This is a genomic window from Frankia sp. CoBUL1 (assembly GCF_978021245.1).
Window position 1 is genome coordinate 1 of sequence record NZ_CDXDOS010000094.1, and the last position, 12,023, is coordinate 12,023.

Sequence of the window (12,023 nt, forward strand, 5' to 3'; positions counted from 1 at the left end):
GCCCTGGCCGACGCCACGGGCGCCGTCGACGCCCACATCGGGGAAGCCGCCGAGATCGCCGCTCGAACAGGCGAGACGGACGTCTTCCACCTGCACTTCGGCCCGGCCAATGTGGCGGTTTGGCGCCTCAGTATCGCAGTCGAGCGGGGCGACGGCGGGAAGGCGCCCGAGATCATGCGTGGTGTGGATACGTCGGTGCTCGGTTCCGGACGTCGCCGCGCACAGTTCCTCACCGATTTCGGCCGAGGACTTGCCCAGTCACGCGGCAAGGACAAACAAGCCCTCGCGGTACTCCGCGAAGCGGAACGGCTCGCGCCAGAGCTGGTCCGGACTCACCCGCTCGTGCGGGAGACTGTTGCCGTCATGCTCCAGCGTGCCAGAGCGAACGTCGGAGGATGTGATCTACGCGGACTGGCCTACCGAATGGGCATCGCTTGACATAGCCACGGGCCGGCGGGATGGAGGGGAGTGGTGGACCGTTGGCCACGTGGGAGCACGGGTTGTCGGATTCGTGTCCTGTTTTCGTGTGTTCGGGGTTTGTTGTCCGGCTGGGCCGGGTATGATGGGTTCAGGTCGGCGGGGCGGCGTTTCCGAGTGTTCCATCACGCCACATTTCCCCTGGGCCTTACTGGTACCGCCGCTGGGCGTATCCCGCCGGTCAGTAGCCCGCTCCCGAACGACACAGCGCCTGCCCGGTCTGGGTCAGTCCGTGGCGCTGCTGGGCGTATTCCCCCGCCTGGTGTGATTACTATACGTTGATGGTACCTTCGACATGTTAATGCTCCCGGAAGGTGTGGTTCTGCTCGGGGTCGAGGACCTCCAGCAGCGCCGCCGTCGGGTCCCCCCGGTAGTCGGCGCCCAGCTTGTCGACCTCGTCGAGCAGCACCACCGGATTCATTGAACCCGCCTCGCGGATCGCCCGGACGATGCGGCCGGGCAGCGCGCCGGCGTAGGTCCGCCGGTGACCGCGGATCTCCGCCTCGTCCCGCACACCGCCGAGGGCGACCCGGACGAACGACCGGCCCATGCCCTCCTGGACGTCGCGACGGATGGTCTCCGCGACGTCCAGTTCGGCCAGATGGTTCTTGGTCCACGCCAGCAGCCGTTCAAGCCTCGCAGCGACGTCCACGGTGCCCAGCAGCTCGATCTTCTGCGCGGTGGTCAGGTAGGAGGCGTAGCCGGCGGTGTCGGCGAGCGCCGATGGATCGGTGATCGCCGCGACGGAGTCAACGACCTGCCAGGCGCCGCGCTGGCGCAGCAGGTCGGTGACCAGGGCGCGGTACTCCTTCGCCAGGTTCTCGACCTTCGCCGGGTCCTCGCCGCTCCGCGCGGCAGCGGTGTCCGTCGGAGCGTCGAGAGCGCCGGACGGCGGCCCGGCCCCCTCGTTCACCACGGCTCCCTCGTTCACCACGGTGTCGACCCACACGGCGTCGACCCAGGTGACGTCGCCAGGACCCGAGCGCACGCCGCCGACATGGGCCCGGGCGGTTCCGCGGACGATCGCGGCCGAGCCCCCTCGCGGCAGCCGGCCGACCTGTTCGATCACCCCGACGGCGGCCACGTCGGCGAGCGTGCCGTCGGTCCTGGGAACCAGCAACACCTCGGCGGGCCCGCCCGCCGGCTGGCTGGAGATCCCCGGCGCCCGCGCGTCGGGAGCGCCGCGGGATCCGCCGGCACGGGCGGCTTCGACGGTGGATCGGATCTCACCATCGGACATGTCGAGAGACACGACCATGCCCGGTAGCACGACGGCGTCGTCGAGGTGCAGGACGGGCAGCACCCGGATCTGTGGCATGTGGCCCACCCTGACGTGAGGAAGTTGAGTCACTCACACTAAAGTCCTTTCAGCTTGCCGTTGTTCCCAGGGTTGATCGCTGATGGCGAACGCTTCCCGCTCGCGCCCTGATGATCAAAAAATTCGCGGGAAGGATCGAGGGTGGCCCGTGGTTGCGCGGGTTGGTAGTTGCATCTACAAGTAGAGGCGCCGGGATGAGCTGCTCGACCTGCTCGACCTGCGCCCTGAGCCCGCCAGGAGGACGACATGCCTGCCGTCACCGCCGATACCGTCCGTCTGCCGCGGCTGGCTGAGCCCGCGCTCGGCGAGGTCGACCGTCCGGTGCGGAGGATGACCACCGCGCCCACCGGGTTGGAGGGCGAGGGCTTCCCGGTGCGTCGGGCCTTCGCCGGAGCACGGCTCGCCGAGCTGGATCCGTTCATCCACATGGACGAGATGGGCGCCGTCGACTACGGGCCGGGCGAGCCCAAGGGAACCCCGTGGCATCCCCACCGCGGATTCGAGACCGTCACCTACATGATCGACGGAACCTTCCAGCACCAGGACTCGCACGGCGGCGGCGGCCTGATCGCAGACGGCGCCACCCAGTGGATGACCGCCGGCGCGGGCATCCTCCACATCGAGACGCCGCCGGAGGAGCTCGTCGTCAGCGGCGGCCTGTTCCACGGTGTCCAGCTCTGGGTGAACCTCCCGGCGAAGGACAAGTTCTCCCCGCCGCGGTACCAGAACCTCGAGGGTGGCCAGGTCTGCCTGGTGTCCTCACCGGACGGCGGTGCCCTGCTGCGGGTCATCGCCGGTGACACCGGGGGCCACCGGGGCCCGGGTGCCACGCATACCCCGATCTCCGTCGTCCACGCGACGCTGACCCCCGGCGCGGCGGTGCGCGTGCCGTGGAACCCCGAGTTCAACGCCCTCGCCTACGTCCTCGGTGGCCGGGGGACGGTGGGCCCGGACGCCACGGCGACCCGGGCCGGTCAGCTTGCGGTCTTCGGAACGGGGGATCTGCTCGGTGTCACCGCGGACGACCGGCAGGACGCGTCCTCGCCGAACCTCGAGGTCCTGCTGCTGGGCGGTCGGCCGATCCGGGAACACGTCGAGGTGTACGGCCCGTTCGTCATGAACACCCGGGCCGAACTGCGCCAGGCCGTCGAGGACTATCAGGCCGGCCGGCTTGGGGTCATTCCGGCGAACGCACTTATGCCGCATCGCGTCTGAACCCGACGACATTCCGGGGTTCGGGCAGCCGCCGGGCCCGTGCTGTCGGTGGTCCCCGAACCGGACGCCAGGCGGTCAGTCGGTGGGTTCGACCCGGCCGTCCTCGGGCCGGCCCGTCGCCCACCTCTCCTCAATGCGGCCGTACTTCCAGACCAGCAGAGCGGCGGCCCAGGTGGCGACGAACAGGCCGACGACGAAGTAGCCGATGACGTTGAGATCCAGACCCGCGATCCAGCCCCAGAACTCGCCGGTGAGATGTGCCTTCTCGGCGAGGATGCCGAGCAGTTCGACGCTGCCGATGAGGAACGCGACCGCGACGGACAGCCCGGTAATGGTGATGTTGTAGTAGAGCTTGCGGACCGGTTGGGAGAAGGCCCAGGCATAGGCGAAGTTCATGAACGAGCCGTCGATGGTGTCGAGCAGGCTCATGCCGGCGGCGAACAGGATCGGCAGGACGAGGACGGTGTACCAGGGCAGGCCGGCCCCGGCGGCGAGGAGGAGCAGGGCGACCTCGGTGGCGGTGTCGAAGCCGAGACCGAACAGCACGCCGAGCGGGTACATCTGCCAGGGTCGGGTGACCGCCCTGGTGAAGCGGCCGAGGACGCGGTTCATCAGCCCGCGGGAGTTCAGCTGCTCTTCCAGGCCGGCCTCGTCGTACCCGCCGCGGCGCATGTCCCGGAAGACCCTGATGATGCCGAGGAGAATGCCGAGGTTGAGCGCGGCGATGGCGTAGAGAAAGCCGCCGGAGACGGCGGCGCCGATCCAGGCGGTGATGTTGTGCAGGGTCGAGCCGTCGGCTTCGATCTGCCCGGCCAGGGAGCGGACGCCCACGCTGAACAGCAGCATCAGGGCGAACACAATCGTGGAGTGGCCGAGGGAGAAGAAGAAGCCGACGGACAGTGGGCGCTGACCGTCGGTCATGAGTTTGCGGGTGGTGTTGTCGATCGCGGCGATGTGGTCGGCGTCGAAGGCGTGGCGCAGGCCGAGGACGTAGGCGGTGACTCCGAGACCGACCCCGAAGACCTGGCCGTCGGCGCCGAAGCGGTAGTGGTGCGGCGCGATGATTGCCGTGAGCGTCACCCAGCCGATCACGTGTAGCCCGACGATGACCGCGGCCATGCCGCCGACACGCGCCCACTCCCGGCGGTCGAGCGCCCCGCGGACCCGGGTGGTAAGGCCTCCCCTCGGCATGGTGCCGGCCTGCGCGACCATGGCAGGTCTCCCCTCGCGGTGCACGCCGACGTGGACGGGGAAGTTTTTGTGCGGCGGGCAGAGGAACGATAACCAGATCATGGATGCTTCTGCAACTTAGTTGCAGAAGCATCCATGATGCGGAGCTTTGCCGCCGCCGCCGCGAGCCGCGGCCCCCGGTCGCTGGGCATCTCCGGTCGCCCGACCTTCAGCGGCCCGGAGGCTCCTCCCCCGGGCCCGTCCGGGGAGACGGCTGCCCCGCCGCGCGCCGTCGTTGCAGCTGGGCGACGAGCTGGTCGCTCGCCAGCAGCAGCACCGTGAGCCAGGAGACCGTCGCCACCTTCCCGAACGCGGCGACCCAGTCTCCGTCCGTCGGCAGCGCATGCCGGGCCTGCACCTGCAGCACGTACAGGGCGCTGACGCCCAGGCAGACCACCGGGCCGACGCGGGTCAGCAGCCGGCCGCGGGGCACGAGCAGCGCCACGGCCGTCGCCAAGGCGACGATGACCCCCGCTACCGGAGAGACCAGCACCGCCGAGAGCAGACCGATCCCCAACACGGCGAGCACGGTGGTGCGCGGGCCGACACGCCCCGCCCGGACGGACCACGGCTCGACTGTCGGCAGATCCGGCTCCGGTGCCCGGGACGACCGCGTGGCCACAGTCGCGCGGGCTCGGCGGGTGTAGAAGATCACCAGTGCTAGGGAGAGCAGCACCGTCACCGCGGACAGCGCCAGGGCGAACCACACGATCCGTTGTGGGGTCCAGGTCAGCGTGACGGTGAACCCAGCGGCCGTCGGGGTGATCCGCCAGCCGTTCGCGTAGCCGTCTACCAGCCTGGGGGTGCCCAGGTCGGCGCCGCCCACGGTCGCCTTCCAACCCGGGGAGAGGCTCTCCGCGAGCACCAGCCAGAACGGGGTACCGGGCCGCGCCCCCGTCACGTCGACGGTGAAGGATGTGTCGCCGGCCGATCGGACCGTCACCCGTGGCGTGGCGGCCGACGTCGTTCCGGTGGTGCCCGCCGTTCCCGTGGTGCCCGTCGCGGCCGGTGGGGTCCCGGCGGGGGAGACGGCGGAGGCGGCGCCGGTCGCGTCCAGCCACGGGCCGCCGCCGACGTCCGAGGCCAGCAGCAGGCGATCGAGATCGATGCCGGCGAGGGCCCCGTCGGCGGTCCGGATCACGTGCTCCCCCGGGCCGAGGGTGACCGGCTGGCCGCAGGTGGCGACGGTCAACCCGAGCCGGTTGACCGCGTCGGCGGTGCCCCCGGTGACCTGCACCCCCACCGGCTGACCGTCGATGCTCAGCAGGTCGGTCCGGCAGGGCGCGGGGATCTGGGCCGGCAACAGCCCCGTCGCGGTGCTCCCTGCCGTGCCTGCCGTGCCTGCCGTACCCGCCGTGGGCTGACCGGTGCCCGCGGCGCCGGTCGCGAGGCCGGGTATCCCGATCTCGGCGAGGCCCACCGGCATCGCCAGCGGCGAGCGGCTGATGGGGTCGATGCTGGTGACGGTCCGGGCATCGTCGATGACGAACTTCCACGTGCTGCCGGTGACGGCCGGGAAGGTGAGGGTCACCTCGCGGGTGCCCCCGCGCGCCGAGGTGTCGGTGACCGCAGGCACGGTCACCGCGCCGACCCGCTGGCCGTCGACCTCGATCCCGATGCGGGTCGGGATCGAGTGCCGACCGTCGGCGACGATCGACATCGTCATCGACGAGACCGTCAACGGGGTCGGCGAGGCGACCTGGATCCAGCTGCCTCGCGGGTTGCCGATGCCCGGGCTCCACGCGGTGGCCGGGTTTCCGTCGAAGGCGCTCGACGCCCGCGCGGCGAGCGATCCCGGCAGCCGGCCGGAGGAGGTCACCGCCGGGAGGGTGGCCGGGCGGCCCAGCACCTGGTCGACGCGATCGTCGGGGGAGTAGGCGGAGACGCGGGCGGTGCCGGTGAGCGCGAACGTCCGGGCCGTCGGCAGGGAGAACGACCGGCTGATGACCGACTCGGTGTCCTGCTTGAACGGTTCCGACGGGTTGGCCCGGTCCCGGGACACCTCCAGTGCCAGCCGGTGGCCGAGGGAGGCGGCACCGGCGGCGTCGAGGCTGTCACTCGGCATCCGCAGCACCTCCTCGGCCGTCAGCGGTGCCCCGTTTGCTTCGGGGATGGCGACCTCGGCGAACCCGACCGCGGAGACGTTGTCGTAGCTGCGCTGCCGGCCGGTGTTCGTCGCGTCGATGTGGATGCGTAACGTCCGGAAGGCCCGGGTGGGGAAGCGCACGACCTGCCCGGCGGCGGTGCGGGAGGCGTCGGTGAGCGCGACGGTCACCGGGGAGCCGCCGTCGAAGGTCAGCGTCGCCCGGGTGATCCACCGGTTGCGCGGCCCGGTCAGCGGCTGGACGAGGCGGATCTGGTTCGTCGTCGTCGGCTCGGCCAGCGTGGTCTGCCAGGCCTCCCCGGTCGGGTCGGTGAAGGCGCCGACCCGCCACGCGGTGCCCGGGTCGCCGTCGATCGCGCGGACCGGTCGGTCGGATGCCCCGTAGGAGAAGCTGTTCCCGTAGCTGGTGGCGGTCACCTCGGCGATCTTCGCCGGGGATCCCGGGGCGTGCAGGGTGGCGGTGGTCTCGCTGGTGACGTTCTGATCGGGGAACAGCGGCAGCCGGTTGTCGTTCGGGTCCTTCGCCAGCGGCCTGACCCCGGGTTGCTCGACGTAGCCGAAGTTCTCCCGGATGCCCGTCCACCGTTCGGCGCGCCGTCGGTTGGTGTCGGTGACGAGTAGGTCCGCACCGTCGTCGAGGGCTTGGCGCATCGCGGTGGGATCGGTGGCGAGTTCCGGGGCGTAGAGGATCGCCCGCCCGTCGGCGATCGGCTCGGCGAGCAGGCCGGAGGCCGCCGCGTCCACCAGCGCCTCCCCGTTGCCGCTGACGAGCAGGGGCCGCGCGGTGGTGGCGGTGCGCACGATCGGCTGCGCGCCGCTGACCGGGAAGACGGCCAGCGCAGGCGGATCGGGCACCGACGGGTCGGTGCCGAGGGTGACCTCGTCGGTGAACGGGATGCCGGGATCCTCGGCAACCGGCGGTCCGAAGGTCTGTGGTACACCCAGCCCGTCCGGTCTGTTCGAGGTGAACAGGTTCCAGGTGGCCCGGGGGCGCGGGGTCCGGTACCGCTCGTAGGCGAGGTTGCTGCGCAGCACCACGTCGCCTACGCCCATCAGCCGGGCGAGGTCCGGCAGGGCGGAGGTCTCGAACACCCCCTCCTGCAGTCGGCGGTCCAGCGAGCGGACCAGGTCGACGCTGCCCGCCTCGCCGTAGGGGATGAGTTCCCGCATGACCAGCGGACGGTCCATCAGCCCCTCGGTGACCGGGTCGAGGGTGCTTCCCCAGCGGTAGTGGGAGAAGTCGGCACCGGGAAGCTCCAGCACCCGGGTGCCGTTGTTCCTGGTGTCCAGGGCGCGCGCGAGTTCGGTCTCGTAGGCGGGGACGTGCTCGGGGCGTTCGAGTAACGGCTCGACGAACTCGCCGCGGAACAGCGGTGACATGTCGAGGGCCAGCAACAGCAGGACCACCCCGGTGGCGAGCGGCGGAACCAGCCGTCGGCGCCGGCCCGACCGGACCGGCCGTCCACCGGGGGCAGCCGTAGCGGTCGGACCGGCCGCCGCGTATCGCTCCCAGAGCGCTGTGAGCCCGCCCGCGAGCAGCACCGACATGCCCAGCGCCACCATGGGGACCGCCCGGGGCAGCGAACGCAGCGCGAGACCGGCCGTCGATCCCTCGGCGAAGTCCTTGAACAGCCGTCCCCAGGGAGAGGGATCGTCGTACGGGTAGACGCCGACGGCGATCGTGGTGCCCAGCAGGACCAGCGCGACGAAGTAGCCGCGCTGGCCCCAGCGGATGGCCGAGGTGCCGATCAGGGCGAGGATGGGTATGGTGAAGCTGACCGCGATCAGCCAGATACTCTGGGTGTAGTAGGTGGCCGGCCCGATCCACGGACCGAGCGCGTCCTGCCCATAGAAGAACCAGTTGCCCAGGCCCCGCAGCACCTCGGAGGCCTGCGAGCTGCTGGCGACCGTCTCGATCGTCTCGGTGAAGGCGAGGACGTTGAGGCCATAACCGGCCTGGGTGTAGAGCCCCGCGATCCACCACGCCGACGTGGCGAGGACGACCAGCACCGCACGGGTGCACATACTCACGGCGGCGCCGAGTCGGACCTCGCGGGTACCCCAGACGGCGAACGGTATCCACAGCAGTGGGGCGAACAGGATGAAGATCAGGCTGGAGGCGTTGATGCTGCCGATCGTCGTGACCACGAGAGCGAAGGCGGCGGGGAAGCGCCATCCGGCGGGACGCCAGCCGGCCCGGCCGGGCTCCGCCTCGCGCAACCCGCGCACGGTGATGCCGATCAGCCAGCCCAGTCCGGCGTAGGGCAGCAGGATCGCCGAGATCCGCGCCTCGTATTCCAGGATGTAGGGCGAGAGCATGTAGCCGAACGCGGCGACGAACGCGAAGCGGTCGGGCCAGCGCAACGAGCGGAGCAAGAACAGCACGCCGGTGCCGGCGCCGAACAGGATGGAGCCCGTCCACAGCCGCTGCGCGACCCAGTCGGGCAGGCCGACGAGATCCAGCAGCCAGTAGAAGGCGCCCTGCGGAAACAGATAGCCGATGTTCTGATGGGTGACGGTGCCCATGCCGATGCCGGGGTCCCACATGGAGACCGCCCGGCGCAGCATCCGGCTCGGATCGAGGTAGAGGTATGCCTTGGTGTCGGCGCCGATCTTTCCCGGTGCCGTCGCCAGCAGCGGCAGATACGCCACGGCGGCCAGCACCAGGGTCGGCCAGGAGGGCGGTCGCCGCCGGCGGATCGCCGCCGAGGCCGGACCGGACTCGGCGTGACCGGACTCGGGGCGATCGGACGAGGCCGGACCGGACTCGGGGCGACCGGACGAGGCCGGACCGGAGGGCGACGTGGTCACGGTCACCGGATCACCGCAGTCACCGGTGCGGCCCAACCAGGTCCGCGGCCCGGGCCGCGCTGGAGCGGCGGCCTTGATGCCGGGCCGCCTCCCGGACGAGCGCCGCGAACGTCGAGCGAGCCGTCTGCGCCCAGGTGAAGGTCGCCGCATGCGCCAGCGCCCCGGCGGACAGGCGGGCGCGCAGATCGTGATCGGTCAGCACGCCGGCCAGTGTCTTGCCCAGGTCGGCCGGATCCTCCACCAACACGCCGGTCTCGCCGTCGACGACCGCGTCGGTGTGTCCGGCGATCTTCGTCGCGACCGACGGCGTGCCGCAGGCGGCGGCCTCGGTGATCGTCATGCCCCAGCCTTCACGGGCCGAGGCCGAGGCCAGCACCCAGGCGCGCCGATACAGCGTCAGCAGGGCGTCGTCGTCGACCCGCCCGACGAGGCGCAGCCAGCCGCCGGCTCCGGCAGCGGAGATCCGCTTCTCCAGCTCCACCCGCTCGTAGCCCTCGCCGACGATGACCGCCTCCATCGTCGGATGTTCGTCGTGGGCGTGGACGAGCCCGTCGATGAGGACGCCGAACCGTTTCACCGGCACCAGACGCCCGACAGCGAGGACGAGCGGATGCGGCGAGCGTTCGCCGGCGGGGGAGAAGGACGGGTCGATGCCCGGCGGCACGACCGAGATGTTGCGCGGCGGCAGGCCGAGCAGTTCGATGATCTCGTGCCGGGACGACGGGGACAGCGTCAGGATGCGCGTACGCCGGTACAGCGGTGGCGCGATCTTGAATTCGACGGTCTCGCCGATCCTGGCCAGCTTCGGGGACAGCACCATCCGCCACATCTCGGCATGCACGTGGTGCAGGAACACCACCCGGGGGCAGCGGGCCCAGACCGGAGAGAAGAACGGCATCCCGTTCCAGATCTCGACCAGGCCGTCCCAGGGCCCGCCGCGGCCCAGCGCGCCGGACACCGCCGTGCGCGGGAAGACCGAGTACCGGCCCGCCTTGCGGACCACCGTGTAGCCGTTGCGGTGGACGGACTCCGGATGGCCGGACGCCACGGCCGTGCGCAGGCTCACGTCGATGCCGGCCTGCGCCCACAGCTCCGCGACCTTGTCGGCGTGCAGCTCCGACCCGCCCGACTCGGGGTCGTCGAGGTCACGCCAGGCCAGCATGTGCACGCGGCGCAGCCCCGAAGTCTCGACCAGCTCGGCGAGGGAGGGCCGGCGCGGCGCGGCCTCGATCCCGGGCGCTCCCACCTGCGCGGCCAAGAGGCCCGGCGGGACCGGGACGGCAGGCGGGACCGGGGCGGCCGGCGGCACGACGAGGCCCGCGGGGGTCGGCGGGATCGTCGCGCCGGGGCCGCGCCGATTGCTCGCGGCGCTCATGCCCGAGCCGTCCGACGGGCGGCGGCGAGCACCGACAGGCCGGTGACGATGGCCAGCACGGCCTGGCAGGCGAGGTCGGCGCGGGCGGTGCTCGTCGGTGATCCGTCCGCCCACAGCATGAGGGGGACGGTTGCGGCGGCGGCCAGCCCCAGGGCCAGCAGTACGCCTCGCTCGCCGAGAGCGAGCAGGTAGTGGGTGAACAGCACGGTAGCTCCGAGACAGGTCATCGCTGCGGCCAAGGGGAGAAGCGCGCCGGAGGCATCGGTGAAGCGAGGGCCGAAGGCCAGGGAGAGAAGTGTGTCGGGTGCGAGGAGAGCGGCGGAGAGCAGCCCCAGCGCGGGGACGAGGAGTATCGCTAGCGTTGCTCCGAGTTGATGGAGGGCGTGCTGTCCGAGATGTCGTCGATCGGCGGCCTCCGGCAGCAGGAAGCCGGCCAGCACGACCGCCGCCAGTACGAGCACCTTGCTGGCCACCGAGACGGCCGCGTAAGAGCCCGACCGGTCGGGGGCGAGCCGGCCCTGCATGAGGACGTCGATGTTCTGCAGGAGGCCGAGCATCGCCAGCGCGACGAGAGCGGCGCCGACCTCGACGGCCAGCCGGGCCGTGGGCGCCGCGGGCGAGCCCGGCTCGGGCGACGTTCCCACGACCGCGTCCGGGTGGCTGCGCAGCGTGGACCGCGTGTGGGCGAGGGCGGCCAGCACACCGAGCAGGACGGCGATCGCCGCGCCGGTCTCGTCCAGACCGGCGAGCACCAACCCGATCGTGAACACCGTCTTCACCGCGGCGTCGACGAGCAGGTTGGCGGCCAGCGCCGGATAGAGCCGGCCGCACTGCAGCAACCCCCGGTCGACGCAGAGCAGACACCAGGCGGCACCGGCGGTCACGATCTCGGCGACGCCGCCGGGACCGGGCAGCGACAGTTCGTGGGCCACGAAGCCCCGAGCGGCCACCGCGAGCATGGCGACGACCAGCACGAGCGCGACCCCGACCCGGCGGACCCGGCGGACCCACTGCGCCACCAGGTCCAACTGCCCGCTGTGCTGCCAGGTAGTGATCCGCCGGACCACCCCCACGAGCAGGGCGCTGCCCGGCATGGACACGATGAAGAAGATCGCGATCAGTTGGGCGACCGCGCCGTAGGATCGGGTACTCAGCGCGCGTGCGATGATCAGCGTGACGCCCATGTTGGCGAGGTTGGCGAGCAGGCCGGCCAGCGCCAGCGGGATGGCGCCGCGCACCGCCCCCCGCAGCCGGGTGCCCCGGGTCTGTTTCAGGCGTTTACGCAGCGTCCAGCCGTCGGCCGCGATCGCGGCCGACGCGCCGCCCGGCTGGGCGGTATTGCGCTTCATGCGGAGTCCTCCCCGACGACATACGCAGGGGTACTCCCCGCCCCGCGCAACGGAATGCCCGCGTGGGGCCGGTTCACCCGCGCCGGGGTGGTCGGTCGCCTGGTACGTCCAGGAACGGTGCTCAACGGATTGTCAGTGCCTTGT

At 71.5% G+C, this 12,023-nt stretch carries 5 protein-coding genes and 2 pseudogenes; 2 read left to right on the plus strand and 5 right to left on the minus strand.

Annotated elements, in window-relative coordinates; translation table 11 throughout:
- A pseudogene (locus tag AC08OX_RS09205) lies at positions 1-438 on the plus strand (hypothetical protein); the annotation flags it as partial.
- A 340-nt stretch (positions 439-778) separates the two neighbouring features.
- Here AC08OX_RS09205 and AC08OX_RS09210 read toward each other — a convergent pair.
- Positions 779-1,795: pseudogene (locus tag AC08OX_RS09210) on the minus strand (LON peptidase substrate-binding domain-containing protein); the annotation flags it as partial.
- Between the two features lie 246 nt (positions 1,796-2,041).
- Between AC08OX_RS09210 and AC08OX_RS09215 the strand changes: the two are divergent.
- On the plus strand, positions 2,042-3,010 hold the full coding sequence (locus tag AC08OX_RS09215; protein ID WP_476607423.1) for a pirin family protein: 969 nt from the start codon (positions 2,042-2,044) through the stop codon (positions 3,008-3,010).
- Between the two features lie 75 nt (positions 3,011-3,085).
- On the opposite strand, the gene nicT is transcribed toward AC08OX_RS09215, so the two are convergent.
- The 4 genes from nicT to AC08OX_RS09235 all read right to left on the minus strand — a co-directional run bounded on the left by nicT (position 3,086) and on the right by AC08OX_RS09235 (position 11,879).
- Positions 3,086-4,201, minus strand: a complete 1,116-nt coding sequence (gene nicT / locus AC08OX_RS09220; RefSeq protein ID WP_476607427.1) for a Nickel transporter NicT — start codon at positions 4,199-4,201, stop codon at positions 3,086-3,088.
- A 208-nt stretch (positions 4,202-4,409) separates the two neighbouring features.
- A complete protein-coding gene (locus AC08OX_RS09225; protein ID WP_476607424.1) occupies positions 4,410-9,161 on the minus strand; it encodes an alpha-(1->3)-arabinofuranosyltransferase domain-containing protein in 4,752 nt (1,583 codons plus the stop codon).
- Positions 9,162-9,174: 13 nt separating this feature from the next.
- Entirely contained in the window at positions 9,175-10,530 is a 1,356-nt protein-coding gene (locus AC08OX_RS09230) for a glycosyltransferase family 4 protein (protein ID WP_476607425.1), read from the minus strand.
- Complete coding sequence (locus AC08OX_RS09235; RefSeq protein ID WP_476607426.1) at positions 10,527-11,879, minus strand: hypothetical protein; 1,353 nt, start codon at positions 11,877-11,879, stop codon at positions 10,527-10,529. Before AC08OX_RS09235 ends, AC08OX_RS09230 begins: the two co-directional genes overlap by 4 nt.
- Positions 11,880-12,023 lie beyond the last annotated feature (144 nt).